Annotated in this window: 24 protein-coding genes; 10 read left to right on the plus strand and 14 right to left on the minus strand. The window is 74.3% G+C overall.

Annotation, left to right across the window (positions count from 1 at the left end):
* The first annotated feature begins 194 nt into the window (after positions 1–194).
* From AC07FJ_RS26300 to AC07FJ_RS26310, 3 genes are all read left to right on the plus strand, one after another.
* Positions 195–1,490 carry a DUF6986 family protein gene (locus AC07FJ_RS26300; RefSeq protein WP_479051759.1) on the plus strand — a complete coding sequence of 432 codons (1,296 nt, stop codon included), beginning with the start codon at positions 195–197 and terminating at the stop codon, positions 1,488–1,490.
* Between the two features lie 78 nt (positions 1,491–1,568).
* Entirely contained in the window at positions 1,569–3,317 is a 1,749-nt protein-coding gene (locus AC07FJ_RS26305) for a serine/threonine-protein kinase (RefSeq protein ID WP_479051760.1), read from the plus strand.
* A 156-nt stretch (positions 3,318–3,473) separates the two neighbouring features.
* Positions 3,474–3,680 (plus strand): DUF6011 domain-containing protein, encoded by a 207-nt coding sequence (locus tag AC07FJ_RS26310; protein ID WP_479051761.1) that lies wholly within the window; start codon positions 3,474–3,476, stop codon positions 3,678–3,680.
* Between the two features lie 111 nt (positions 3,681–3,791).
* Here AC07FJ_RS26310 and AC07FJ_RS26315 read toward each other — a convergent pair whose 3' ends face one another.
* Positions 3,792–4,853: a LacI family DNA-binding transcriptional regulator gene (locus tag AC07FJ_RS26315; RefSeq protein ID WP_479051762.1), complete on the minus strand. Its 1,062-nt coding sequence runs from the start codon at positions 4,851–4,853 to the stop codon at positions 3,792–3,794.
* A 317-nt stretch (positions 4,854–5,170) separates the two neighbouring features.
* Here AC07FJ_RS26315 and AC07FJ_RS26320 point away from each other — a divergent pair, with 317 nt between their 5' ends.
* Entirely contained in the window at positions 5,171–6,139 is a 969-nt protein-coding gene (locus tag AC07FJ_RS26320; RefSeq protein WP_479051763.1) for an ROK family protein, read from the plus strand.
* 30 nt (positions 6,140–6,169) lie between these two features.
* Here the strand turns inward: AC07FJ_RS26320 and AC07FJ_RS26325 are convergent, their stop codons facing one another.
* Positions 6,170–7,387, minus strand: a complete 1,218-nt coding sequence (locus AC07FJ_RS26325) for an FAD-dependent monooxygenase (protein ID WP_479051764.1) — start codon at positions 7,385–7,387, stop codon at positions 6,170–6,172.
* Positions 7,388–7,473: 86 nt separating this feature from the next.
* Between AC07FJ_RS26325 and AC07FJ_RS26330 the strand changes: the two genes are divergently transcribed.
* Positions 7,474–8,037 carry a hypothetical protein gene (locus AC07FJ_RS26330; protein ID WP_479051765.1) on the plus strand — a complete coding sequence of 188 codons (564 nt, stop codon included), beginning with the start codon at positions 7,474–7,476 and terminating at the stop codon, positions 8,035–8,037.
* A gap of 4 nt (positions 8,038–8,041) precedes the next feature.
* Here the strand turns inward: AC07FJ_RS26330 and AC07FJ_RS26335 are convergent, their stop codons facing one another.
* Together AC07FJ_RS26335 and AC07FJ_RS26340 are read right to left on the minus strand one after the other, a co-directional pair.
* Entirely contained in the window at positions 8,042–9,568 is a 1,527-nt protein-coding gene (locus tag AC07FJ_RS26335) for an MFS transporter (protein ID WP_479051766.1), read from the minus strand.
* Entirely contained in the window at positions 9,565–10,194 is a 630-nt protein-coding gene (locus AC07FJ_RS26340) for a TetR/AcrR family transcriptional regulator (RefSeq protein ID WP_479051767.1), read from the minus strand. The genes AC07FJ_RS26335 and AC07FJ_RS26340 overlap by 4 nt, the downstream gene beginning before the upstream one ends.
* 115 nt (positions 10,195–10,309) lie before the next feature.
* On the opposite strand from AC07FJ_RS26340, the gene AC07FJ_RS26345 reads away from it, so the two are divergent.
* Positions 10,310–11,350 carry an NUDIX hydrolase gene (locus AC07FJ_RS26345; RefSeq protein WP_479051768.1) on the plus strand — a complete coding sequence of 347 codons (1,041 nt, stop codon included), beginning with the start codon at positions 10,310–10,312 and terminating at the stop codon, positions 11,348–11,350.
* Positions 11,351–11,553: 203 nt separating this feature from the next.
* Here the strand turns inward: AC07FJ_RS26345 and AC07FJ_RS26350 are convergent, their stop codons facing one another.
* A complete protein-coding gene (locus tag AC07FJ_RS26350; protein WP_479051769.1) occupies positions 11,554–12,942 on the minus strand; it encodes a M20/M25/M40 family metallo-hydrolase in 1,389 nt (462 codons plus the stop codon).
* Positions 12,943–13,119: 177 nt separating this feature from the next.
* Here AC07FJ_RS26350 and AC07FJ_RS26355 point away from each other — a divergent pair, with 177 nt between their 5' ends.
* Both AC07FJ_RS26355 and AC07FJ_RS26360 read left to right on the plus strand, forming a co-directional pair.
* Positions 13,120–14,343, plus strand: a complete 1,224-nt coding sequence (locus tag AC07FJ_RS26355; RefSeq protein ID WP_479051770.1) for a geranylgeranyl reductase family protein — start codon at positions 13,120–13,122, stop codon at positions 14,341–14,343.
* A gap of 84 nt (positions 14,344–14,427) precedes the next feature.
* Entirely contained in the window at positions 14,428–15,168 is a 741-nt protein-coding gene (locus AC07FJ_RS26360; protein WP_479051771.1) for an SDR family NAD(P)-dependent oxidoreductase, read from the plus strand.
* A gap of 374 nt (positions 15,169–15,542) precedes the next feature.
* Here the strand turns inward: AC07FJ_RS26360 and AC07FJ_RS26365 are convergent, their stop codons facing one another.
* Both AC07FJ_RS26365 and AC07FJ_RS26370 read right to left on the minus strand, forming a co-directional pair.
* Entirely contained in the window at positions 15,543–15,797 is a 255-nt protein-coding gene (locus tag AC07FJ_RS26365; protein WP_479051772.1) for a DUF6332 family protein, read from the minus strand.
* 73 nt (positions 15,798–15,870) lie between these two features.
* Positions 15,871–17,376: an MFS transporter gene (locus tag AC07FJ_RS26370; protein ID WP_479051773.1), complete on the minus strand. Its 1,506-nt coding sequence runs from the start codon at positions 17,374–17,376 to the stop codon at positions 15,871–15,873.
* Between the two features lie 86 nt (positions 17,377–17,462).
* Here AC07FJ_RS26370 and AC07FJ_RS26375 point away from each other — a divergent pair, with 86 nt between their 5' ends.
* Entirely contained in the window at positions 17,463–17,894 is a 432-nt protein-coding gene (locus AC07FJ_RS26375; RefSeq protein WP_468291791.1) for a MarR family winged helix-turn-helix transcriptional regulator, read from the plus strand.
* Positions 17,895–17,906: 12 nt separating this feature from the next.
* Here the strand turns inward: AC07FJ_RS26375 and AC07FJ_RS26380 are convergent, their stop codons facing one another.
* The 4 genes from AC07FJ_RS26380 to AC07FJ_RS26395 all read right to left on the minus strand — a co-directional run bounded on the left by AC07FJ_RS26380 (position 17,907) and on the right by AC07FJ_RS26395 (position 21,139).
* Positions 17,907–18,662, minus strand: coding sequence for a maleylpyruvate isomerase family mycothiol-dependent enzyme (locus AC07FJ_RS26380; protein ID WP_479051774.1), 756 nt, complete (start codon positions 18,660–18,662; stop codon positions 17,907–17,909).
* A gap of 12 nt (positions 18,663–18,674) precedes the next feature.
* Positions 18,675–19,922: an MFS transporter gene (locus AC07FJ_RS26385; RefSeq protein WP_479051775.1), complete on the minus strand. Its 1,248-nt coding sequence runs from the start codon at positions 19,920–19,922 to the stop codon at positions 18,675–18,677.
* A gap of 182 nt (positions 19,923–20,104) precedes the next feature.
* Positions 20,105–20,464, minus strand: a complete 360-nt coding sequence (locus AC07FJ_RS26390; protein ID WP_355360653.1) for a DUF8129 domain-containing protein — start codon at positions 20,462–20,464, stop codon at positions 20,105–20,107.
* Between the two features lie 15 nt (positions 20,465–20,479).
* On the minus strand, positions 20,480–21,139 hold the full coding sequence (locus AC07FJ_RS26395) for an HhH-GDP family DNA glycosylase (RefSeq protein WP_479051776.1): 660 nt from the start codon (positions 21,137–21,139) through the stop codon (positions 20,480–20,482).
* Positions 21,140–21,307: 168 nt separating this feature from the next.
* Here AC07FJ_RS26395 and AC07FJ_RS26400 point away from each other — a divergent pair, with 168 nt between their 5' ends.
* Positions 21,308–22,552: an ROK family protein gene (locus AC07FJ_RS26400; RefSeq protein ID WP_479051777.1), complete on the plus strand. Its 1,245-nt coding sequence runs from the start codon at positions 21,308–21,310 to the stop codon at positions 22,550–22,552.
* Between the two features lie 28 nt (positions 22,553–22,580).
* Here AC07FJ_RS26400 and AC07FJ_RS26405 read toward each other — a convergent pair whose 3' ends face one another.
* The 3 genes from AC07FJ_RS26405 to AC07FJ_RS26415 form a co-directional block, all read right to left on the minus strand.
* Positions 22,581–23,165: a DUF4865 family protein gene (locus tag AC07FJ_RS26405; RefSeq protein WP_479051778.1), complete on the minus strand. Its 585-nt coding sequence runs from the start codon at positions 23,163–23,165 to the stop codon at positions 22,581–22,583.
* Positions 23,166–23,178: 13 nt separating this feature from the next.
* Positions 23,179–23,772: a TetR/AcrR family transcriptional regulator gene (locus AC07FJ_RS26410; RefSeq protein WP_479051779.1), complete on the minus strand. Its 594-nt coding sequence runs from the start codon at positions 23,770–23,772 to the stop codon at positions 23,179–23,181.
* A gap of 89 nt (positions 23,773–23,861) precedes the next feature.
* Positions 23,862–24,410 (minus strand): ATP-binding protein, encoded by a 549-nt coding sequence (locus tag AC07FJ_RS26415; protein ID WP_361420057.1) that lies wholly within the window; start codon positions 24,408–24,410, stop codon positions 23,862–23,864.
* Positions 24,411–24,625: the final 215 nt, after the last annotated feature.

Raw genomic sequence — 24,625 nt, forward strand, 5'->3', positions numbered from 1 at the left:
ATACAAAAACACTCGCCACCCCGAAAAACAACCCCCCCCCTCCCCCCCCCCCCCCCCCCCCCCCCCCCCCCCCCCCCCCCCCCCCCCCCCCCCCCCCGGCCCGTTGGAGGGACCATTGACGCAGGTCACGGACACCCATTAACTTCACCATACGGATTGTTGTTTCCGTGTAGTGGAAAGTGGAGGGTGTGGGAATGGGTCAGGGTCAGCAGGAGAAGGTGGCGACGAGCCTCGCCGGAGCGGTCAGCGAGGGCATCAGCGCCTCCCTCGTCTCGGTCGACGAGGAGCTCGCCCGCCGCTACCCGGGCGACCCCGGCACCCGTCAGCCCGTCCACACGGTGTACGTGCCGGGTGAGGTCTTCGACGCGGGCACCATCCGCTCCTGGGGCGACCAGGCCCTCGCCATGCTCGACGAGCACGCCCCCGACGCCGCCTCCCTCGCCGCCGTCCTCGGCCTCTCCGACGAGCTCGCCGACGACGTCCACGCGCGCGTACGGGCCAAGCTGGAGCGCGAGCCCATCGAAGACCTGCGCGTCGACTTCGAGGACGGGTACGGGGGCGAGGACGAGGACGCCGACGCCGCCCGCGCCGCCCGCCTGATCTCGGAGGCGTACGCGCAGGGCACCGCCGCCCCGTACATGGGCATCCGCATGAAGTGCATGGAGGCCGCCGTACGCGACCGCGGCATCCGCACCACCGACGTCTTCCTCACCGGTCTCATGGAGCGCGGCGGCCTGCCCGAAGGCCTCGTCCTCACCCTCCCCAAGGTCACCTACGCCGAGCAGGTCAGCGCCTTCGTCCGGCTCGTGGAGGCCTTCGAGAAGGCCCACGGGCTCGACGCCGGACGCCTCGGCTTCGAGATCCAGATCGAGACCAGCCAGGCCATCCTCGCCGCCGACGGCACCGCCACCGTCGCCCGCATGATCGACGCCGCCGAGGGCCGCGCCACCGGCCTCCACTACGGCACCTTCGACTACAGCGCCTGCCTCGGCGTCTCCGCCGCCTACCAGGCCAGCGACCACCCGGCCGCCGACCACGCCAAGGCGATCATGCAGGTCGCCGCCGCCGGCACCGGCGTACGCGTCTCCGACGGCTCCACCAACGTCCTCCCGGTCGGCCCCACCGAGAAGGTCCACGACGCCTGGCGCCTCCACTACGGCCTCACCCGCCGCGCCCTGGCCCGCGCCTACTACCAGGGCTGGGACATGCACCCGGGCCACCTCCCGACCCGCTACGCCGCCGTCTTCGCCTTCTACCGCGAGGGCTTCGAGCAGGCCGCCAAGCGCCTGGCCGCGTACGCCAACCACGCCGGCGGCGACGTCATGGACGAGCCCGCCACCGCCAAGGCCCTCAGCTCCTACCTGCTGCGCGGCATCGACTGCGGCGCCCTCGACACCGACGAGGTCGCCCGGATCACCGGACTTTCCCGCGCCGACCTGGACGGCTTCGCCGCTCCGCGGCGCGGGGATCTGACGGCCACGGCCCACTAGGCGCCGGGGCTGTCACCGCCGGCCCGTACTCTGTACGCGTATTCGGACGGGAATCGCGACACAGGGGACGGGCCAGCGGTGTCTTCGGGGGAGAACGAACTGATCGCCGGGCGCTACCGGGTCATCCGGCAGCTCGGCCGCGGCGGCATGGGCGTCGTCTGGCGCGCGCTCGACGAGGTGCTGGGCCGCGAAGTGGCCCTCAAGGAGCTCCGTACATACACGGACTCCTCGGGGCACGAGCTCGCCGACCTGCGGCTGCGGATGCAGCGCGAGGCCCGGGCCGCCGCGCGCGTACGCCACCCCGGGGTGATCGCCGTCCACGACGTGGCCGACCACGAGGGCCGGCCCGTCATCGTCATGGAACTGGTCGACGGGCCCTCCCTGGACGACGTGCTCGCCGAGCGCGGCGTCATGGACCCGCGTGAGGCCGCCTCGATCGGGGCCCGCGTCATGGAGGCGCTCGGCGCCGCCCACGCCGTCGGCGTGCTGCACCGCGACGTCAAGCCGGGCAACGTCCTGCTGGACCGCACCGGCCGCGTCGTGCTGACCGACTTCGGCATCGCCGCCATGGACGACCCCGGCGACGGCTCCACCGCCCACCTCACGCGCAGCGGCGAGATCGTCGGCTCGCTCGACTACCTGGCCCCCGAGCGCGCCCAGGGCCACGAGCCGGGACCCCCCTCCGACATCTGGGCGCTCGGCGCCACCCTGTACGCGGCGGTCGAGGGCTCCTCGCCCTTCCGCCGTACGTCGACGTGGTCGACGCTCAGCGCGATCGTCGCGGAGCCGCTGCCCGAGCCCCAGCGCGCGGGGGCCCTCGGCCCCGTACTGCGACTGCTCATGGACAAGGACCCCGCGCGGCGCCCGGACGCGGCGACGGCGGCACGGCTGCTCGCGGAAGTGGGGGAGGGGCGGGCGCCGCGGACGGCGCCCCCGCCGGCGTACGTGCCCACCGAGCTGAACGCCGTGCCGCACCGGCCGCAGGGCTTCGGCCCGCCGCCCGCGGCGGGCCAGGGTCCGGTGCCGGCACCGGTGTCGGCGGCGGGTGCGGTACCGGGGCCTGGGCCTGGGCCGATACCGGGGCCGTCGGCCGCTCCGACGGCCGTTCCGGTGGCCGGGCGGGCGGAGCGTGCGGCGGCGCGTCGCAAGAGCCGCGGCAGGCTCCTCGTCGCCGTGGCGACCGCGGCCGTCCTGCTGGCGGGCGGAGGCGTGACGTACGTCCTCATGGAGCGCGACCAGCCGACGGGTGGACAGGCGCTGGTGGGCGGTCAGGCCGATCCCACGTCCGGTACGCGCGACCCCGGTCGCGCGCTCGACCAGGGCGCCGGGGCGTCACCCTCCGCCGCCACGACACCGGGCGACGACGCCGAGCCGTCGGAGTCCGCCGCCACGCCGGCGTCCGGCGCCCCGTCCGGGAAGGCGCCCGACGCCTCCCCGTCGCCCGCGCCGACGCGCAAGCCGCCCACGCGCGGCACGGGCGGGGGTACGGACACGGGCGGGGGCGGCGGGGCGGACCCCGCGCCCTCCTCCGCGCCCGCCCCCGCACCCGTGTGCCACTCCATCGGCGGCGGCAAGTACAACTGCCAGGTGTGGGCCAGGGCGAAGTCGTACCGCGCCGACGGCAGCGAGGCGGGTGTCCTCAACGCCGGCACCAACTACTTCTTCTGCCAGTCGAACCTCGGCCGCCGCGAGACCCACGGAGAGTGGACCAACGTGTGGTGGGCCAAGACGGACGACGACAGCGGCAACGCCGGCGTGTGGGTGAGCGACGTCTACATCCAGGGCGGTGACAACGACGCGCCGGTGCCCGGCCTGCCGGTGTGCTGACCGGCCATCGGCCGAGCGGTACGGGAAGCTCGTCGCCGCTGCCAGTGAGGGTGCGACTCACGTGGAGTCGAGGAGTACGGGCAGAGCGCCGCGCGGCGAGAGGGGAGCGTCTGCGGCCGTTCCCCCCGGTCGGCACCAGGCTGCACACTCGACTCCATGGCCCCTCACCACACACCCCGGCAGCCCACCCTCGTCGACGACCCCGCAACCGGCTACCGACACCGCTACTGCCGACGCTGCGGCCGTGAACTCACCACACCGGCCTCCCGCCTGAACGGCTACGGCGCCGCCTGCGACCCCAACCGCCGGCCACCCGCCCCGCCCGAGCACGCCGTCGACCAGGACCCGCTCCCCGGAACGTGACGGTGGCCCCCGCCGGAACGCGCGAAAGGGGGCCACACCGCCGCCACGGAGCTCCCGTACGCCCCTCACGACGCGGCGACCCTGGCGGCGACGGCGAGCGGTCGGCTCCCGTCAGGACGACGGTGGCGCGATCTCGCCCGAGCCGCGCGGGATCAGCGTCGTCTCCAGCACCACTCGCGCCGGGGCGTCGTCCGAGCCGTCCAGCCGCCGGAAGAGCCGCTCCGCCGCCGTGCGGCCCAGCGCCGCCGCGTCCTGCGCGATGACGGTGATGCCCAGCAGGTCGGCGAGCTCGATGTCGTCGAAACCGACCAGCGCCACCGGGTGCGGGCGCCCGGCCAGCTCCCGTACCACCGTCACCGTCACGCGGTTGTTGCCCGCGAACAGCGCCGTCACCGGCTCCGGCCCGGCCAGCATCGCGGCGACCGCGCCCCGCACGCGCTCCGGTTCGGTCGAGCCGAGCGAGACCCAGGAGTCGTCCACCGCCAGCCCCGCGTCCTCCATCGCCGCCCGGTAGCCGCGCAGCCGCTCCACGGCGGTGTGGATGCGCGGCTGGTCGCCGATGAAACCGATCCGGCGGTGCCCGTGCGCGATCAGGTGCGCCACGCCCGCGCGGGCGCCGCCGAAGCTGTCGGAGAGCACCACGTCGGCGTCGATGCGCCCGGCCGGGCGGTCCACGAAGACCGTGGCGACACCGGCCCTGATCTCCGGCTCCAGGTACCGGTGGTCGGTACCGGCCGGGATCACGATCAGCCCGTCCACGCGGCGCGCGCAGAGCGCCAGCGCCAACTCCTGCTCCCGGTCCGGGTCCTCCGCACTGGAGCCGTTGATCAGGAGAGCCCCGTGGGCGCGGGCGACCTCCTCGACGGCACGGCTGAGCGGCCCGTAGAACGGGTCCGCGAGGTCCTCCAGGACCAGCCCGATGGAGGCGGTGCGGCCCTTGCGCAGCACCCGCGCGCTGTCGTTGCGGCGGAAGCCGAGCGCCTCGATGGCCTCCTGGACGCGGCGTTCGGTGTCGGGGGTGACGCCCGGCTCGCCGTTCACCACGCGGGAGACGGTCTTGAGTCCGACACCCGCGCGGGCGGCCACGTCCTTCATGGTGGGCCGGGTGCCGTAGCGGTGGTCGGGGCGGCGGGCGATCTGGGCCACAGTGCGCTTCCTGCTTCCTGTCGTCATCGTCGGAAAGTCGGAGGGTCGGAGGGTCGGAGGGTCGGAGGGTCGGAGGAGTCGGGGTCGGGGTCGGAGTCCGGTCTTGGCGTGGGGGGCCGGATGTGATGGTCCGACGGTCGGAGGGTCGGGTGAGACGAGTGTTCGGATAGTGAGATGGACGGGTGTATCAGCCTGTTGGCGTCGAGCATAGGCCCTGGACAACGTTGTCAACGCGGGTGCGCTGAGGCAGACTCTTCTTGAACAAGGTCTGTATTCGCAGGTACTCGCGGGTACGCGTAGGTACGCGCCGGTAACTGACAGCTCTCACGGGGGACCACACGCCGATGCACTCGGACATCACCGCCGCGCTCGACATCGGAGGCACCAAGATCGCCGGTGCCCTCGTGGACGGCGACGGCGGGATTCTCGTACGGACCCAGCGGCCGACCCCGGCGCGTGAGGACGGCGAGACGGTGATGCGCGCCGTCGAGGCGGTCCTGGCCCAGCTCACCGCCTCACCGCTGTGGGCCGCCGTCACGGCGGTCGGCATCGGCAGCGCGGGTCCGGTCGACGCCTCCGCCGGTACGGTCAGCCCCGTCAACGTTCCCGGCTGGCGCGACTACCCCCTCGTCGAGCGGGTGCGCCGGGCGACCGGCGGCCTGCCCGTCCACCTCGTCGGGGACGGTGTGGCGATGACCGCGGCCGAGCACTGGCAGGGGGCCGCCCGCGGCCACGACAACGCGCTCTGCATGGTGGTCTCGACCGGCGTCGGCGGCGGACTCGTCCTGGGCGGCCGGCTCCACGCGGGCCCCACCGGGAACGCCGGCCACATCGGCCACATCAGCGTCGAGTTGGACGGGGACCCGTGCCCGTGCGGGTCGCGCGGCTGCGTCGAACGGATCGCCAGCGGCCCCAACATCGCCCGCCGAGCCCTCGGCAACGGCTGGCGGCCCGGCCCCGACGGCGACGCCACGGCCGCCGCGGTGGCCGCCGCCGCGCGCGCCGGGGACCCGGTCGCCGTCGCGTCCTTCGAGCGCGCCGCCCAGGCCCTCGCCGCGGGGATAGCCGCCACCGCGACGCTCGTCGAGATCGAGGTCGCGGTGATCGGCGGGGGAGTGGCGGGCGCCGGCGAGGTCCTGTTCGCGCCGCTGCGGCGGGCCCTGGGCGACTACGCCACCCTCTCCTTCGTACGCCGCCTGACGGTGGCCCCGGCGCTCACGGGCACCGACGCGGGGCTGCTGGGCGCCGCGGCGGCGGCCGCCCCGCACCGGCCGTCCGGGACGGCGGCCACGGCGGCGAGCCTCAGCGGCTGAGGGGCCCGGCGGTCACGTACCGGGGCGGGGCTACCGGGACCGGGCGGCCTGCAGCGTGCCCGCGACCCGCGGCCCCAGCCACCGCTTGAGCCTGCGCAGCGCCTCCAGCCGCTCGGCCGCCCGGTCGAGCCGGTAGTACAGCTGGGGCGGGACGTGCGGGAGGAGCGGCGAGTGCCGCTGGCCCAGCAGCGCGAACATCCTCGGCGGCGCCAGGTTCACGTACCGCGGCAGGTTCTCGTACCACTGTGCGCTGTACCGGGCGGCGCTGCGGAGGGGGAGGAGGGCCGCCTGTCGTTCCCGCTCGTAGCGGGCGAGGGCCGGCTGGAGCGCGGGTGACGCGTGCAGCGCTCCCGCCAGCGCCATCGCGTCCTCCAGCGCCAGCGTGGTGCCCGCGCCGATGGAGTAGTGCGTGGTGTGGGCGGCGTCGCCGACCAGGACGAGGTTGTCGCGGTACCACGTCCGGTTCGTGACGGTGCGGAAGTTCCGCCACTGCGCGCTGCCGTCGGGGTGCGCCCGGCCGATCAGCCGGTGGCCGTCCAGCGGTTTCGCGAACAGCTCCTCCAGCAGCGCCAGCCCCTCGGCATGGCTCGCCCGGTCCAGGCCGAGGCCCCGCCAGGTCTCGGGCGAGCACTCGACGACGCAGGTGCTGCGGTCCTCGCCGTATCCGTAGGCGTAGCACCAGATCCAGCCGTGCCCGGTCTCCACGAAGGTGAAGGTGAAGGCGTCGAAGACCTTGGTGGTGCCGAGCCAGACGTACATGTTGCGCCCCACGGCCACCTCGGTGCCGAAGTGGCCGGCGTGGCGGTCGCGCAGCGTGCTGTGCACCCCGTCGGCGGCGACGATCAGATCCGCGTCGGACAGCGGTCCGCCGGCTCCCGGGTCCGCCACCGCCTCGTCCTCGAACTCCAGCCGTACGCCGAGGTCCCGGGCGCGGTCGGCGAGGACGTCGAGGAGGTGGTGGCGGCCGACGCCGAAGCCTTCGTCGCCGTGGTGGGCCGTGGTCGCGTCGCGGATGTGCGCGACGCCGCCGCTCCAGCGGACCGAGTGCTCGGCGATGGCGCGTGCGGAGGCGGGGTCGTGCGCGTACAGCTTGTCGAGCAGTCCCGGCCAGTACGTCACCCCCCAGCCGTACGTCGAACCGGCCGGGTTGCGCTCGTGGACGGTGACCTCATGGGAGGGATCGAGCCGTTTCATGAGGAGGGCGAAGTAGAGACCGGCGGGCCCTCCGCCGACGCAGGCGATCTTCACGCGCGCTCCCGTCGAACCGCCCTTCAAGGGGCGAGCTGCTCATGACACAAGGTGCTGATATCAGCACAGAGAGTAACATTCGCGACATGAGTGACCTGCAGACCTCCGCGCGTGGCTGGCACACCGTCCAGCTCGCGGTCTTCGGATTCATCGGCATCTGCGGGGTGCTCAAGAGCGGCAGCGGCAGCGGCGGCGGCAGCGGATCGGCGGCGCCGCGCGCCGTCGAGGAGGCGGCGGGCATCCTGGTCCTGGTGGCGCTCGCCGTGGCGTGCTGGGCGACGTACCTGGTGGCGCGCGTGGCATGGCCGCTGCCCGGGACGGTGGCGGTGGGGGCGGGGCCGGAGGGCCCGGCTGAGGCGCAGGGGCGGGCGGCTCGCCGGCTGCGCGCCGGACTGACCCTGACGTTCGTGGCCGTCGTGCTGGTCGCCACGGCGGCGGCCTCGGCATGGTGGCCCTCGCCCGAGCCCCGGTCCGAGCCCGCCGCGCCGTCCGGACACCTGCTGCGGGTGACGACGTCGGCGGGTACGTTCTGCGGAACCCTGGCCCCGGGCGGAGGCGACGGGAGCCTCCGCATCCAGGTCCAGGGGCGGGGCATCGACATCCCGTTCGCCGGTGTCGCGGAACTGACCCCCACGCCCAGCTGCCCGTAGGCCGTTACCGGCCCTCAGCCCGAGCCCGAGCCCGAGCCCGAGCCCGAGCGCGAGCGCCGATGTCGGCGCCGGCGCTCGCGCGGCTCCCGGCCGGGCTTCCGCGCCCCGGCCGGTCGCTTGCGCTCCCGCTCCTGCCCGCGGGCAGCGTCGTCGCGCACAGCGCCCCGGCCGCGGCGACGGCCGCGAGAACCGCGAGCGTCACGCCGATCGCGGTGGTGAAGCCCTCGGCCGCCCACGCCGACTGCGGCGCGCCGCTGCCGTCCTCGCCGCCCGGCGCGGTCAGGGCCGTCACCGTGGTCGCCATGGCGACGCCGAGCGCGGGCCCGACGTTCATCGCCGTCTGCTGCAACCCGCCCGCCACCCCGGCGTACTCGACCGGCGCATGGCGTACGAGGACGGCGGTGGCGGTGACCATGACCGTGCCGAAGCCGGCGCCCAGGAGCAGGAAGCCACCACCGGCCGCGTAACCGGATTCCGTTCCGCTGACGGCGAGCCAGGACAGGGCCAGGGCCCCGAGGCTGAGCAGCGCCATCGCCGACACGGTCGACCGGCGCGGCCCGAGGCGGCGCATCAGCCGGTCCGCGACCGCCGCGCTCAGGACCATCATCACGGCCAGGGGCAGTGCCGTGAGGCCGCTGCCCAGCGGGTCCATGGCCAGCACCTCCTGGAGGAGGTACGTGCCGACGAACAGCGCGCCGAACAGCGACGCCGAAGCCGCCAGCAGGACGGCGAGCGCCGTGGCCACTGTCGCCGACCCGAGGACCTCCGGCGGCAGCAGCGGGTTCGCCGTACGCCGTTCGTGCACGAGGAACGCGCCGCCGCAGGCCGCCGCCGCGACGAGCCCCAGTGTCGTCGTCGCCGTCCAGCCGGCCGCCGGGATGCCGACGAGGGTGTGCACCAGGCTCACCAGCGTGAGGGCCAGCAGGCACGCGCCGGGCAGATCGAGCCCCACCGCGCGCCGGGGCGCGTGCTCCGGCAGGCGCACCGTGAGCGCCGCCACGCCGATCGCGACCGCCGGGACGACGTTGAGGAGGAACACGGCCCGCCACCCGAACTGCGTGGTCAGCACCCCTCCCACCACCGGCCCCGCGGCGGCCGCCAGGCCGATCGCGGCCGTCCGCAGCGCGAGCGGCCGGCCGATCCGGTCGGACGGGTAGGCCGCGCGCAGCATGCCGAGGGTGGCCGGTTGCAGCAGCGCGCCGAAGACGCCCTGGGCGACCCGCAGGGCGATCACCCAGCGCACGCCGGTGGCGAGGCCGATGCCCGCCGAGGCCGCGCCGAAGCCGAGGATCCCCACGGCGAAGAGCCGCTGGTGGCCGTACCGGTCGCCGAGCCGTCCGGCGAACACCAGCAGGCTCGCCACGGCGATGAGGTAGCCGGTACTGGTCCACTGCACCTCGGTGAAGGAGGCGTGCAGGTCGCGCCCCATGGTGGGCTGGGCGACGGTCAGCACCGTTCCGTCCAGGGCGACGATGGCCGCCCCGGAGACGCTGCCCGTGAGGATCAGCCGTTGCGGGCGTCGCACGTTCACCGGCCCTCCGGCCCCGTCATCGCTGCCGTTTCCGGTCCCGGCTCCGCGCCCAGGTGCGCGTCGAGCGCGGCGCGCAGCAGCGGCTCCACGTCGTCGCAGCCGGTCGCGAGAGGCAGACTGCCCCAGCGCCACAACTGCGCGATGCCGTGCAGGTTCGCCCACAGTGCGCCCGCGACGACCGTCGGCGCCGGTTCCTTCCGGGGGTGCGCGCGGCCGACCAGGTCCACGAGTACGTCGAAGAGGGGGAGCGTCGTCTCGCGCAGACCCAGCTCGCCGCTCTCCAGCAGGTCGTGGCGGAACATCAGCTCGAACATGCCGGGGTGGGTCCGCGCGAAGTCCAGGTACACGCGCCCCAGGACCAGGAGCCGCTCCCGAGGCGCGGCAGCCGCCGCCCCGTCGGCGCTGAGGGCCGCACCCACCTTCTCGGCCAGTTCGGCGAAGCCCTCCCGGGCGATGGCCGACAGCAGGGCCAGGTGGGTCGGGAAGTAGCGGCGCGGTGCGCCGTGCGACACCCCCGCCCGCCGGGCGATCTCACGCAGCGTCAGGGAGGGGATCCCCTCGCTGTTCAGCAGGTCGACGCCGGTCTCGATCAAACGGGCCCGCAGCCCTGAGGTCGTCTCCGTCATAGACGCTGTCTACCAGACCGGCGTAGACACTGTCTACGCCGGTCTGTCCGCCCGCGGGTTTCCATGGCAGTGTGGTGCGGGCAAAGCCACTGGGGGCTACGGAGGAGGGGGAGCCGTGATCGTCTGGATCAACGGTGCGTTCAGTGCGGGCAAGACCAGTACCGCGCGCGAACTGATCGATCTGATCCCGAACAGCACCTTGTACGACCCCGAGGTCATCGGCGGGGCGCTGGGCCGGCTACTGCCGCAGAAGCGTCTCGCGGAGGTGACCGACTACCAGGACGTGCCCATGTGGCGGCGGCTGGTCGTCGACGCCGCGGCCGCGCTGCTCGCGGAGGTCGGCGGGGTGCTGGTGGTACCCATGACCCTGCTGCGACAGGAGTACCGCGACGAGATCTTCGGCGGGCTCGCCTCCCGTCGCATCGCCGTCCACCATGTCGTACTGACACAGGACGAAACGATCCTGCGCAGGCGTATCGCCGAGCGCCGGGAGTTCGACGGCGACCCGGACGGCAACGAGCGCGTACGGCAGTGGGCGTACGCCCACATCGAGCCCTACCGCGCCGCACTCGGCGGCTGGCTGGGCTCGGACGCGTACGCCGTCGACAACAGCGGCCTCACTCCGTACGAGACGGCCGCGGCGATCGCCGAGGCGGTGCGCGGCGAGGCGGTCGGCGCGTGCGAGATCGTGCAGACGCCGGAGCCGACCGGGGAGACGCTCGCGGCCGGGGTGCTGCTCTTCGACGAACAGGACCGCGTGCTGCTCGTCGACCCCACCTACAAGCCCGGCTGGGAGTTCCCCGGCGGGGTCGTGGAGCCGGGCGAGCCCCCGGCCCGGGCCGGCATGCGGGAGGTCACCGAGGAGATAGGGCTCGAACTCGACGCCGTACCGAAACTGCTGCTCGTCGACTGGGAACCGCCCCGCCCGCCCGGCTACGGCGGCCTGCGCCTCCTCTTCGACGGCGGCCGCCTCACCGGGGCCCAGGCCGCCGGCGTCCTGCTGCCCGGAGCCGAACTGCGCGGCTGGCGCTTCGTCACCGAGGAGGAGGCCTCGGGCCTGCTGCCCCCGGTCCGGTACGAACGCCTCCGCTGGGCCCTGCGCGCCCGCGAACGCGGCACCGTGCTGAACCTCGAGGCGGGCGTCCCGGTGGGCTGAGCGGCGGGCCCGGACAGGCGGCCGGGCGGGCGCTGCTTCGCCGGCACGGCTCAGGCCGTCCAGGCCGCCGCGCACGGCACCGCCGCCGTGGCGCGGCGATGGACCGCGGTCGAGCCGGGCGTGCGGCCCGGCGTGTGCAGATCCGGGCCCGCGCCCCGGCCTTCCGCTGTGCGCGGCTTCCGCTCGCGGCCGGCCGGGACGGCTCAGCCGCGCTTGGAGCGGGCGTAGTTGACCAGGAAGCACGCCTCCGCGACCGACATCCGCTCCAGCTCCTCCGGCGACACGCTCTCGTTCACCGCGTGGATCTGCGCCTCCGGCTCGCTCAACCCGATGAGCAGGATCTCCGCCTCCGGGTAGAGCGCGGCCAGCGTGTTGCACAGCGGGATGGAGCCGCCCATGCCCGCCGCCTGCATCTCCTGACCCGGGTAGGCCGCCCGCAGCGCCTCCGCCATGGAGGTGTACGCCGGACTCGTGACGTCCGCCTGGAACGGCTGCCCCTGCCCCACCTGCTCCACCGACACCCGCGCACCCCACGGCGTGTGCGCCTCCACGTGCGCCGCCAGCAGCTTCGTCGCCTCCGCGGCGTCCTGGCCCGGCGGCACCCGCAGGCTGATCTGCGCCCGCGCGGAGGCGTGCACGGACGGCGTGGCCCCGACCACGGGCGGGCAGTCGATGCCCATGACGGTCACGGCCGGACGCGCCCACAGGCGGTCGCCGACCGCGTCGTGACCGATCAGCTCCACCCCGTCGAGCACCTTCGCGTCCTTGCGGAAGTCCTCCTCCGGGTACCGGAGCCCCTCCCACCGGCCGTCCGCCGCCAGCCCGTCCACCGTCGTCGAACCGTCCTCGGCGCGCAGCGAGTCCAGAACGCGGATGAGGGCGGCCAGCGCGTCCGGCGCGGCCCCGCCGAACAGCCCCGAGTGGAGGTTGCCCTCCAGCGTGTCCACCTGGACGCGCAGCATCGTCATCCCGCGCAGCGACGCCGTCACGGTGGGCAGACCGGCGCGGAAGTTCCCCGCGTCACCGATCACGATCGCGTCCGCCGCCAGCAGCTCCGGGTGCTCCTCGGCGTACCGCTCCAGGCCGCCCGTGCCCTGCTCCTCCGAGCCCTCGACGACGACCTTGACGCCGACCGGTATCCCGCCGTTCGCCTTGAGGGCGCGCAGCGCGAGCAGGTGCATGATCACGCCGCCCTTGCAGTCCGCGGCGCCGCGGCCGTACCAGCGGCCGTCCTCGCGCTCGGTCAGCTCGAACGGCGGAGTGACCCAGCCGGCCAGGTCCAGCGGCGGCTGCACGTCGTAGTGCGCGTACAGCAGGACCGTCGGCGCGCCCGCCGGACCGGGCAGGTACCCGTACACCGCCTGCGAACCGTCCGGGGTGTCCAGGACGGCCACGTCCCGGAAGTCCTCCGCGCGCAGGGCGTCCGCCACCCAGGCCGCCGCGGCCTCGCACTCGCTCGGCGGGAACTGCGCCGGGTCCGCCACCGACTGGAACGCCACCAGCTCCGCGAGCTCCGCCTTGGCGCGGGGCATGAGGGAGGCGACGGTCTCGGCGATCGGCGCGGCGGTCGGGTCGGTGGTGCTGGCGGACATGGGCACGCTCCTGGTAGGTGCGACGTTGGACTGACGGTGGTGACCGTTGCATGTACGGGCGAACGCACGACCGATCCTCCCACAGGGGGTGGCGTGAGCCCGAGCCGTAGGATGCGATCGAGATCATGGGCACGGGCCGGGATCGGCCGGACGTCGGGACAGGAGCAGAAGCACATCGTGAGCAGCGAGAACGCAGACGCCGGTAACGAGCACTCCGCGCCGGTGTGGGATGTCGTCGTGGTCGGGGCGGGGCCGGCCGGGGCCTCCGCGGCCTATGCGGCGGCCGTCGCGGGCCGCCGGGTGCTGCTCCTGGAGAAGGCGGAGCTGCCCCGCTACAAGACGTGCGGCGGCGGCATCATCGGCCCCTCGCGCGACGCGCTGCCACCCGGCTTCGAGCTACCGCTCCAGGACCGGGTGCACGCCGTGTCGTTCTCGATGAACGGCCGTTTCACGCGGACGCGCCGCTCCAGGCGCATGCTGTTCGGGCTGGTCAACCGCGCGGAGTTCGACGCCGCACTGGTCGAGCACGCCCAGAAGGCGGGCGCCGAGCTGCGTACGGGTGCCACGGTGTCGCGCGTCGAACAGCACGGCACCACCGTGCCGGACCGGCGCACGGTCGCCGTGGTCCTGGCCGACGGCGAGGTCGTGCTCGCGCGGGCGGTCGTCGGCGCGGACGGCAGCGCCAGCCGCATAGGAGCCCACGTCGGCGTGAAGCTCGACCAGGTCGACCTGGGGCTGGAGGCGGAGATCCCGGTGCCGCCGACGGTCGCGGAGGACTGGGCGGGGCGGGTGCTCATCGACTGGGGTCCGATGCCCGGCAGCTACGGCTGGGTGTTCCCCAAGGGCGACACCCTCACCGTGGGTGTGATCTCGGCGCGCGGCGAGGGCGGCGCGACCAAGCGGTACCTGGAGGACTTCATCGCCCGCCTCGGGCTCGCCGGTTTCGAACCGGCCCTCTCCTCGGGCCACCTGACCCGCTGCCGCAGCGACGACTCACCGCTGTCGCGGGGCCGGGTGCTGGTGTGCGGCGACGCGGCCGGGCTGCTGGAGCCGTGGACCCGCGAGGGCATCTCGTACGCGCTGCGCTCCGGGCGGCTCGCGGGGGAGTGGGCGGTGCGGATCGCCGAGTCCCACGACGCGGTGGACGCGCGGCGGCAGGCGCTGAACTACGCGTTCGCCATCAAGTCGGGGCTGGGCGTGGAGATGGCGGTCGGCCGGCGGATGCTGACGCTGTTCGAGCGCCGCCCCGGTCTGCTGCACGCGGCGATCACCGGCTTCCGTCCGGCGTGGCACGCCTTCGCGGACATCACCCGCGGTGTGACGACGCTGGCCGGGATCATCCGCTCCCACGGGGTGGCGCGCCGCGCCCTGGACGCCCTGGACCGCCGCATCGAGGGCTGACGCGAGGGGGGGGCTGTCGCGTGGGCCCCGTTCTCGCGGCGGGCGGGGCGGGGCGCGACGGCCGCCGTGACATGATCCGCCGGCATGAGGATCGAACAAGCGGATGCGCCCGTCGCCCTGGTCAGCGGGTCCACGTCGGGCATCGGCCAGGCCATCGCGCGGCGGCTGGCCATGGACGGGACGCGGGTCGTCGTGCACTCGCGACACAGCGCGGAGGCCGGGGAGGCGCTGGCGGCCGAGCTCGGCGGGACGTACGTACAGGCGGACCTGGCGGTGGAGGAGGAGGCCCGGGGGCTGGTCGAGGCGGCACTCGGCCGGTACGGGCGGCTGGACGTCCTCGTGAACAACGCGGGCGTCAGCCGGCGGATCCCGCACGACGACCTCGCCGCGGCGACACCGGCCGACTGGCGGCACCTGCTGGAGGTCAACCTGATCGCGCCCTGGGTGCTGTGCACGGCGGCACTTCCGGCGCTGCGCAGGTCTCCCGGCGGTGGCAGCATCGTGAACATCACCAGCCACGCCGGGGTGCGCCCCAAGGGCGCGTCGGTGCCCTACGCGGCGAGCAAGGCCGCGCTGAACCACGTGACCCGGCTGCTCGCGGCCGCGCTCGGCCCCGACGTGCGGGTCAACGCGGTCGCGCCGGGGCTGGTGGACACGCCGATGACGAAGGACTGGACGCAGGCACACGAACTGTGGCGGGAGCACGCGCCCATGCGCCGCCCGGCGCAGCCCGTCGACGTGGCCGAGCTGGTGGCGTCGCTGATCGCCGGCTCGTACGTGACGGGCGAGGTGATCGTTCTCGATGGCGGGCTGAACCTGACCTGAACCCGTCCGCCCACAGGGGGTGTGTCCGGTCGCGCTCGTGGCCGTGAGGGCCTTCCCGGCCTTCCCGACGAAGGCCATCGCTACGCCCGCGCGCATCGCGCGGCGCACCCGGAGCGGCGAGATCCCGGCCGCCCGGGCCGCCGCCCCACGCCGGGCCCGGCCCGCAGGGCCTACGCCGCCACCGCGTCGCCGGAGCGATGTATGCCGCAGGAGCCCGTGCCGCCGGCCAACAGGAGCGGTCGTCGTCCTGCCCGCCGCCCTGACCCGCTGGGGCCACCGCATGGAGCGCCCGCCGTCCGACCCGACGGGGCCTCCGGCACCGCGTCGCCTTGAGCGCCATGCCGCCGCGTGAGGGGAGCACGCGGCGTACCGGCCTACGCCTCTGGGCCGCTCGGCCTGCCGGCGCCGAACCGCCACAGCACGCGTACGACGCGGGCCACGAACCCCAGGCAGGCGGTGCCGGCGGCCGCGACCAGCACCGAGCGCTCGGCGCCGCCGTCCAGGTCGAAGGCGATCACCGGGGCCGCCACCAGGCAGAAGAGCCCTGCCGCGACGAAGACGCCGGTCAGCAGGGCGTAGCCGATCTCGACGGTCATGGCGTCGCGTTGTGCCTGCGTCCTGGTCCCCATGACCGGCAGTCTCACAAGCGGGCGGCCGGTGGGCAAGGGGATTGCCCACCGGCCGCGCGTCCCTGTCGTGGCGTCAGTTCCGTACGGTGGCGGTCTCCGCGGCCTCCACCGCTTCCGGGCTCGCCGGCGTCGCCGACTTGGCGATCACGACCGACGGCTGCGGCGTACGACCGCGGCGCAGACCGGTCAGGGTGATGAGCAGGCCCACGGCCGCGATGGCGGTGACCACCACCAGCCCGGGCCGGAAGCTGTCGAGAACCGCCTGCCGGGAGCCGCCCTCGGCGCCGCCGGCCGTGATCACGGCCGTCACCACGGCGAGGAAGACGGCGCCGCCCACCTGGACGGAGGTGTTCAGCAGGCCGGAGACCATGCCCTGCTCGTCGTCGTCCACGCCGTTCGTCGCCTGGATGTTGAGCGACGGGAAGGTCAGCGCGCACGCCGCGCCCAGCAGCAGCATCGACGGCAGGACGACGGCCGCGTACCGGGGGGTGAGGTCGACCTGGAGGAAGATGGCGTACGAGGCGACGAGCAGCGCGAAGCCGGTCGCGATCACCCGCGGCGTACCGAACCGGTCCACCACGTCACCGACCTTGGTGGAGGAGAGCGCCACCAGCAGGCCGGCCGGCAGGAAGGCGAGCGCGGTCTGCAGCGCGCTCCAGCCGAGCAGCCCCTGCATGTACTGCGTCACGATGAACTGGAAGGCGACGTACGAGCCGAAGAACGTGGCCGCGCCGAGCTGGGCCCGCAGCTGCGAGCCGGAGCGCAGCACGCCGAGCCGCAGCAGCGGGCTCGCGGTGCGCCGCTCGATGGCCACGAAGGCGGCGAGCAGGACGGCGGCCGCCAGGAACGACAGCAGCGTGCGGGCGGACGCCCAGCCCGCCTCGGGCGCCTCGACGACGGTGAAGACCAGGAGCAGCATCGCGGCCGTGCCGGTGACGGCGCCCGGCAGGTCGTAGCCGCCGCGGGTGTCCTCGCGGTCGCTGTGCGGGATCATCCGCAGGCCGACGACAAGGGCGACGAGGGCGATCGGCGCGGGCAGCAGCATCGTCCAGCGCCAGCTCAGCTCGGTGAGCAGGCCCGAGAGCACCAGGCCCATGGAGAAGCCGGTGGCGGCGCAGGTCGTGTAGATGGACAGGGCCCGGTTGCGCTGCGGCCCCTCCTTGAAGGTGGTGGTGATGATCGAGAGTCCGGCGGGCGCGGTGAACGCGGCGCTGAGGCCCTTGATGAAGCGGCTGGCGATCAGCAGCGGGCCGGAGTCGACGAGACCGCCGAGCAGTGAGGCGAGCGCGAAGACGGCCAGCGCTATCAGGAAGACGCGGCGGCGGCCGAGGAGGTCGGCGGCCCGGCCGCCCAGGAGGAGCAGGCCTCCGTAGCCGAGGATGTAGCCGCTGACGATCCACTGCAGGGTGGCGGTGGACAGGCCCAGGTCGGCGCCGATCGACGGCAGGGCGACGCCGACCATGGAGACGTCGAGGGCGTCGAGGAACATCGCGGCGCAGAGCACCAGCAGGGTGCCCCACAGCCGCGGGGTCCAGCGCTCCTGAGGCGCGGGGGACGAAGCGGTGAGCGGAGAGGTCATGCGGAGCAGAGTTCCATGCGCTTGCATTGAATGCAAGTGCATTTAATTCCGTTGCAACGAAGGTCCCCCCTTGCTAACGTGGGCCCATGGCTGCGACGAACTCCGAGCGCGCGCTCGTGGAGCAGTGGCACGGCGTGCGTGCCCTGCACGCCCGTACGACGTGCGAGCTCGACCGCGAGCTGCACCCCTACGGCCTCGGCGCCAGCGACTTCGAGGTTCTCGACGCCTTGGCCGACGCCGCGGCCGAGGGGACCGGGTCCTCCTACCGCGTCCAGGAGCTCGCGTCCCGCGTGCACCTCAGCCAGAGCGCGCTGTCCCGGCTCGTCGCCCGCCTGGAGAAGGAGGGCCTCGTCACGCGCGGCATGTGCAGCCAGGACCGGCGCGGAGTCGAGGTCGCCCTGACGGACCTGGGCCGAGCCCGGCACGCCGAGGTGCTGCCCCTGCAGCGTGCGGTGCTCGGCCGGGCGCTGGCCGCGGGACAGCCCGGTGCCTCCGAGGGGCCCGCCTGCCGGGCCTGAGCGCGCCGGCCGTCAGACGACGGCGGAGGTCTCCCGCCACAGCCGCGCCAGGCGCTCGTCGCCCGTGACGGTCACGGCGCTCTGCGGCAGCCGGTTCCACAGGGTCAGGTACAGCCGCTCCGCCGGGCCGCTCAGCTCGCAGTCGGCCGCGCCCCCGTCGTCGCCCCGCGTCGCCCGCGACGGCTGCGCCGACAGCCGTACGGTCCACACATCGCCGGTGTCCGTCGCCCGTACGCGCAGGACGGCCGGTTCCGGTGTACGCACCCGGCTCTTCTCCCGCGCGTGGAAGCCGCACAGCAGCTCGTCGATCCCGTCGGCGGCGAACACCGGGTCCATCGGGTCCACCGTGCCGGGCGCCGCGTCGCCGAGCGCCACCTGGACGTCCACCCGGTGGACGGCCGTCTCGTGCGCCTGGCGCCGCGACCAGAAGCCGCGCGCCGAGGACGCCCCGGGCAGGAAGGTCCAGCACTCCAGGGAGTCGGGCGCGTCCGACAGCGCCCGCACGAGGAGCCCGTGGCCCTCGCGGAACCACGCCACGAGCTCCTCGCCGTCCAGGTCGGGCTCATCGCCCATGGGCTGGAAGGCGGTGTGCCCCGCCACGACGAACGCGGTGGCCCAGCGGTGCACCACGCCGGTGTGCCGCAGGGCGTCCCGTACGCGCCATCCGGGACAGGGCGGCACGGGCGCGTCGGGACCCGCCTTCTCGGCGGCCTCGGCCATCAACCGGCCGTCGCGGGCCAGGGTTTCGAGGTACTCGGTGATCTCCATGCGGGGATTGTGTCAGCGACCACGAACGCCCGGCCCGGTAATTTCCCGCGCCGACGCGTCGCGTACCGCGTACCCGATCAGCGCCGCCCCGGCGGCCAGCATCGCCACCGTCGTCAGCGCGAGCGGCAGCGAGAACCAGTCGGCCAGGAACCCGATCGCCGGCGGCCCCAGCAGCATGCCGCCGTAACCGAGCGTGGACGCGGCGGCCACGCCGCCAGCGCCGGCCAGCGCGCCCGCGCGCGCCACCGCCACGGGGAAGATGTTCGCCAGGCCGAGCCCCGTGACCGCGAAGCCCAGCAGCGCGAGCCACACCGTCGGCGCGAGCGCGCCCAGCAGCATCCCGGCGGCTGCGGCCGCCCCGCCCGCCACCAGCGTCCGGGTCTGGCCGAGCCGCTGCAGCAGGGCCGTACCGGAGAGGCGTCCGGCGGTCATGGCGAGCGCGAAGAGGGAGTATCCGGCGGCCGCGGCGCCCGGATGGGCGTGCAGGTCCTGCTCCAGGTGGAGCGCGCTCCAGTCGGCCATCGCGCCCTCCCCGTACGCGGTGCACAGCGCGATCAGCCCGAAGACCGTGACCAGGCCGCGTGTCCGGCCGTCCATGCGCCGTGGTGTGGGCCCGTCGGCGGGCAGCGCCTCCGCCGGTGCGGGGCACGGGTGGCGCAGCAGCACGGAACCGGCCGCGGCGGTCACCAGGAGCCCGATGGCCGTGAGGGCCAGCAGGTGCGTGCGCGGCGCGAGGCCGCCCGCGACGAGCCCGCCGAGCCCGGCGCCGAGCATGCCGCCGAGGCTGAAGGCGGCGTGGAAGCTGGGCATCACCGGGCGGCGCAGGGCGGCGACCAGCTCGACGGCGGCGCTGTTCATCGCCACGTTGATGCCGCCGTACGCGATGCCGAAGACCAGCAGCACCAGGCCGAGGGCGAGCGCCGAGTGGGTCAGCGGCGGCAGCGCGATGCTCAGCGAGAGCAGGACACCGGCCGTGACCGTGACGGGGTGGGCGCCGAAGCGGCGGCACAGTCGGCCGGTGAGGGTCATGGTCAGGACGGCGCCGGCCGACACGCCCAGCAGGGCGAGCCCGAGGTCGCTCGGGGAGGAGCCGGTCTGCTCCTTGATCGCGGGGATGCGGACCACCCAGCCGGCGAAGAGGAAGCCGTCGAGGGCGAAGAACAAGGTCAGGGCGGTGCGGAGGCGGATCAGGGAGCGTGCGGCGGTGTCTCCGCCTGAGTCCCCCGGAACGGCCGTCCGTAGTTTGTTTAGGTGCGGCACAAAGTCAGCATAGGGGCCGCCCGGACCGGCGTACAACCATGCCGGTCCGGGCGGCTCGCGCCGTGGGGGCTGTGCCACGGCTTCGGCGTCGTTCCGCGACCTAGGGCCGGAGTTCCACGGCCTCAGGGTCTGTTCCGCGACCTCAGGGTCGGTTCCGCGGCCCCGGGGTCGGTTTCACGGCCTCAGGGCCGTTCCATGTTCCCCTTCGGCTTGCCGGACTGGAACGGCGTGCCGTGCGGCGGCGGGTGGATCGGCTGCGGCGAGCCCGAGGGCGAGACCGGCGAACCGGCCTGGGCCTTGCCCGGATGTTCGGGCTGGAACGCGCCCGGATCACCGCCGGACGGGGTAGCCCCCTGCTCCAGCTGGTGCTTGCGGGCTGTCAGGACCTGGACGACCATGGGGCGGTCGGCGTGCGCGTGCTCGTAGTGCACCAGCTGGTCGATCTGCTCGCCGCTGAGCGCCCGGATGCGGTGCTCCAGCGCTCCGACGGGCAACTGGTCGTAGTCGGGCAGTGGAAGTTCGCCGCGGTCGGCGGTGCTCATCCGGTCCTCCCTAGGTCAGGTCTCGTTGACTGTCTCGCGGACGCCCTCGACGACGTCCTTGTCCAGCGCGGCGCGCACCAGCGCGGCGGCGAAAGCCGGCAGATCCGCCTCTCCGACCAGGCCGGCCAGCTCCTCGCGGTCCGTCGGCAGGCCCAGCCGCTGCGCGCCGTCCAGCGTCTTGCCGTCCAGGTACGGCGCCACGTCCGGCCAGACGCCCTGCACCTCCCGCAGGAAGATGTCCGCCCCCGCGGGGCCGATGCCCGGCGCCTCCTGCAGCAGCGCGCGCAACCGGTCCAGGTCGCCGCCCGCCTTCTCGCGCATCCGGCGCAGATCACCGCCGTACGCGTCGAGGACGAGCTCGGCGACCTGCCCCAGCTGGGTGGCCGTCCGCTCGTCGTACCGGCGGTAGCCGCCTTCTCCGAGCGCGTCCACCCGCTGCTGCCAGGTCGCGTCGCGCATGTGCCGCGCGTCCTTCATCCCGGCGGCGAACAGGGCGCGCGCCGCCGCGACCGCGATGTCGGCGCGGATGCGGGCACTCAGCAGATGGGCCAGCACCAGCAGCCGGTACAGCGGCTGTGGGGTGTCCTTCAGGTGGATCCCGGCCTCCTCCGCGTACGTGCGCGCCCGCTCGTCGAGCAGCGCCCGTACCACCGCCTTGGTGTCGGAGCGTGACATGGGACCTCCCGCCTCGCGCCGCCCGCGCAGCGTGCGTCAGCCACCCGCAGTACCCGTCCACGACCGGCCGAAACAGTGCGCGGAACCGTGCGGGCGGCAGTGTGCGGACCGGCACTGGACAAGACCGGGCCGACCGTCCGCATCCTGGATCATGGGAGACTCGCCCCCATGAACGGCAAGGCGACCATGACCCGATCACGGCTGGACAGGGGCCGCAGCGCACTCGGCCCCGCGCTCGAACTGGTGCACACCGGTCGGGCGCCCACCCGCGCCGTGCTCACCGCCGAGCTCGGCGTCACCCGGGCCACCGCCGGCGCCGTCGCCGCCGAACTCGAAGCGCTCGGGCTGATCCGCGTCGACTCCCGCCCCGGCGCGGCCGCCGGCTCCCAGGGCCGCCCCTCGCACCGGCTCATCGTCGACGAGAACGGCCCCGTCGCCCTCGCCGCGCAGGTCCACGCCGACGGCTTCCGCGCCGCCCTCGTGGGCCTCGGCGGCCGCATCGTGGCCACCGCCCCCGGCTGCGTGACCGTCACGGCCGACCCGGCCCAGGTGCTCGCGGCCGTCGTCGAGGAGGGCGCCCGGCTGCTGCGCGAGAGCGGGCGCCGCTGCGTGGGCGCCGGGCTCGCCGTCCCGTCCGCGGTCGCCGAACCGGAAGGGACCGCCCTCAACCCGCTGCACGTCGCCTGGCCGGCCGGGGCACCCGTCCGCGACATCTTCGCCGCACAGGTGCGCGAGGCGGGCATCGAGGGCCCCGCCTTCGCCGGCAACGACGTCAACCTGGCCGCCCTCGCCGAACACCGCCACGGTGCGGGCCGCGGCGCCCAGCACCTGCTCTGCGTCGCCACCGGCCACCGCGGCGTCGGCGGGGCCCTGGTCCTGGACGGGCGCCTGCACACCGGCAGTTCGGGCCTCGCCCTGGAGGTCGGTCACCTCACCGTCCACCCCGAGGGCGGGCGCCCCTGCCACTGCGGCAGCCGCGGCTGCCTCGACGTCGAGACCGATCCGCTCGCCTTCCTCACCGCCGCACGGCGCGACCCGGGCCCCGAGGTGTCCCTGCTCCAGCAGGCCCGCGACCTGCTCCGTACGGAGGGCGGCGACCCGGCCGTACGGGCCGCCACCGAGGAGCTCATCGACCGCCTCGGCCTCGGCCTGGCCGGCCTGGTCAACATCCTCAACCCCGACCGGATCATCCTCGGCGGGCTCCACCGCGAGCTCCTCGCCGCCGACCCGGAACGGCTCCGCGCGGTGGTCGCCGACCGCAGCCTGTGGGGCCGCAGCGGCGTGGTGCCCATCCTGGGCTGCACCCTGGACCACAACAGTCTGGTGGGAGCGGCGGAGTTGGCGTGGCAGCCGGTCCTCGACGACCCGCTCGCCACGCTCGGCCGCCCCACGGCGGCGGTGGATGCCCCTTAGGGGGTGCCTTGCCGGGCCGGCGGCGTCCTCACCACTGCCGTCCCCGGCGCAGCCGGTGCCGTTCCGGTGCCGACAGACGCAGGACGCGGTACACGTCGCCGTCCGCCGGCTGTGGCGCGTCCCCGGCCCAGAACGTGACGTGGAGCAGCTCCCAGTGGTACGGGTCCACGGCGAGGGCGGCGGCCACCGCGCCCTGCGTGCGGGCCTGTGACCGGTGCTCCTCAAGGGCCCGGGCCACGGTGTCGGCAGGGCTCTCGCGCTCGTCCGTACGCATCCGGCGGCGCGTCATGGAACGCGGTGCCGACGAGGCGGCGGGCCCCTCCTCGTACGAGAGGCCCGTCCAGTGCTGCACCCGCGGGCGGCCGAAGTCCCGGACGATGCCCTGGAAACCGGGGCCCCAGAGGAAGGCGTTCATGCCCTCGGGCGCCGTCCACAGGTAGAAGGGGGCGTACTGGTTCACGGGGGAGCCGCCGGCGCGCTCCCGTATCAGGTAGGCCTTCAGGCCCAGCCCGGGGAAGTCGTCGAGGAGGTGGCCCTTCGCCGCGACCCGTCGGCGGATGATCTCCATGTCGTAGTCGGCGGGCAGGGTGATCTCGTACTGCATGGCATGCACGGTGCGGGTCTCCTCAGGCGGCGGTACGGGCGCTGCGGGCGGCGGTGAGCAGCGTGAGCAGGCCGTTCACGGCGGTGTCGAAGGGGGCGGGGGAGCCTGACGCGCGGGCCAGCACGTAGCCGCCCTGGACGGTCGCCACGATGGCCGCCGCCGTGTCCCGCGGGTCCAGCGGCCCGGTGAACTCCCCGCTGTCGAGCCCCTCCTGGACGATCCCGGCGAGCCGGTCGCACAGCCAGGCCAGGGTCTCCTCGACCGGTGCGCGCAGCTCCTCGTCGGCGATGACGTCCGGGTCCATCGTCAGCCGTCCGACCGGGCAGCCGCGCAGGACGTCGCGCTCCCGCCGCAGATAGGCCTCGATCCGCGCGAACGCCGATCCGCCGCCGCCCAGGGCCGACTCGGCGGCGGCGCGCATCTCCTCGGCGGTACGGCGGATGGCCGCGAGCGCCAGGGCGGGCTTCCCGGCGAAGTGGTGGTACATGCTGCCCTGGCCCGCCTCCGCCCGCTGCTGGATGGCCTTGGGGCTCGTGCCGACGTAACCCCGCTCCCACAGCAGGTCCCGCGTCGCCTCGATCAGCCGGTCGTGAGTGCTCATGATCGTACTGTACATAACAGTAGGTACAGAAGTGAACGCATGACTGTACGGCGACGAGGGGCCCTCGCCGCCGTGCAGTCATGCACCGGCCGGGTGTCGCCCCGTCAGCCCGCCACGGCGGGCGAACGGTCGGCCGGGGGGCGTTCGCGCACGGCCTCGACCGTCTCGAAGGGGACCGGTTCCGTGAACGGCGCGCCGCCGGCCGCCCCGTACACCGGGAGCGAAGGGATCGGCGGCAGGGGAGTGGCCGAGGGCGCCGGAAGGGTGAACCAGACGACTTTGCCGGAGTCGCCCTGCGGCCGCGCGCCCCAGCTCTCGCTGAACGCCTCTATCAGGGCCAGCCCGCGCCCCGAAGTCGGGAGCGGGTCGGCGGGGTTGAGAGTCAGGACCGTCGGGAGGCGGGGGTCGTGGTCGTGGACCGAGACCGTCAGCCGGTCGAGCAGGAGCTCGAGCTCGACGGTGCACACCTTGTCCGGTTGGGCGTGCTGGTGGACGTTGGTCAGCAGCTCGGTGACACCGAGTGCGGCTTTCTCGATCAGACTGTCGAGATTCCAGTAGCGCAGTTGCGCCGACACGATTCTGCGGACCTGTCCGATCCGCGACGGCAGGGCTTGGAGCTCTACCGTGCACTGCCTGCTTGCCTGGCTGATCACGGCTGCGACTCCCCGAAATGAGGTCCGGAAGAAGACGGAGATCGGATCCAGTAGATGGCTGGCTGTTCGGTCCGGCGGGCTGGATCGCAGCGTCACCGCCGGTGCACCCTGAGTAGTGATGTCAAACCAGCGTGAACCAGCGGTGACCGTTGTGCAACTCGCGGCCACCGATCACGGTTCGGTTCATGCAATTGCAATGCCCTTGGCTCAACCGA

The sequence above is a fragment of the Streptomyces sp. NPDC045998 genome (genome assembly GCF_056430285.1).

Coding starts and splice junctions, on each gene's coding strand:
- AC07FJ_RS26300 (WP_479051759.1), top strand. CDS start 195: ATGGGTCAGGGTCAGCAGGAGAAGGTGGCGACGAGCCTCGCCGGAGCG.
- AC07FJ_RS26310 (WP_479051761.1), top strand. CDS start 3,474: ATGGCCCCTCACCACACACCCCGGCAGCCCACCCTCGTCGACGACCCC.
- AC07FJ_RS26315 (WP_479051762.1), bottom strand. CDS start 4,853: ATGACGACAGGAAGCAGGAAGCGCACTGTGGCCCAGATCGCCCGCCGC.
- AC07FJ_RS26320 (WP_479051763.1), top strand. CDS start 5,171: ATGCACTCGGACATCACCGCCGCGCTCGACATCGGAGGCACCAAGATC.
- AC07FJ_RS26330 (WP_479051765.1), top strand. CDS start 7,474: ATGAGTGACCTGCAGACCTCCGCGCGTGGCTGGCACACCGTCCAGCTC.
- AC07FJ_RS26340 (WP_479051767.1), bottom strand. CDS start 10,194: ATGACGGAGACGACCTCAGGGCTGCGGGCCCGTTTGATCGAGACCGGC.
- AC07FJ_RS26350 (WP_479051769.1), bottom strand. CDS start 12,942: ATGTCCGCCAGCACCACCGACCCGACCGCCGCGCCGATCGCCGAGACC.
- AC07FJ_RS26360 (WP_479051771.1), top strand. CDS start 14,428: ATGAGGATCGAACAAGCGGATGCGCCCGTCGCCCTGGTCAGCGGGTCC.
- AC07FJ_RS26365 (WP_479051772.1), bottom strand. CDS start 15,797: ATGGGGACCAGGACGCAGGCACAACGCGACGCCATGACCGTCGAGATC.
- AC07FJ_RS26370 (WP_479051773.1), bottom strand. CDS start 17,376: ATGACCTCTCCGCTCACCGCTTCGTCCCCCGCGCCTCAGGAGCGCTGG.
- AC07FJ_RS26375 (WP_468291791.1), top strand. CDS start 17,463: ATGGCTGCGACGAACTCCGAGCGCGCGCTCGTGGAGCAGTGGCACGGC.
- AC07FJ_RS26380 (WP_479051774.1), bottom strand. CDS start 18,662: ATGGAGATCACCGAGTACCTCGAAACCCTGGCCCGCGACGGCCGGTTG.
- AC07FJ_RS26390 (WP_355360653.1), bottom strand. CDS start 20,464: ATGAGCACCGCCGACCGCGGCGAACTTCCACTGCCCGACTACGACCAG.
- AC07FJ_RS26395 (WP_479051776.1), bottom strand. CDS start 21,139: ATGTCACGCTCCGACACCAAGGCGGTGGTACGGGCGCTGCTCGACGAG.
- AC07FJ_RS26400 (WP_479051777.1), top strand. CDS start 21,308: ATGAACGGCAAGGCGACCATGACCCGATCACGGCTGGACAGGGGCCGC.
- AC07FJ_RS26410 (WP_479051779.1), bottom strand. CDS start 23,772: ATGTACAGTACGATCATGAGCACTCACGACCGGCTGATCGAGGCGACG.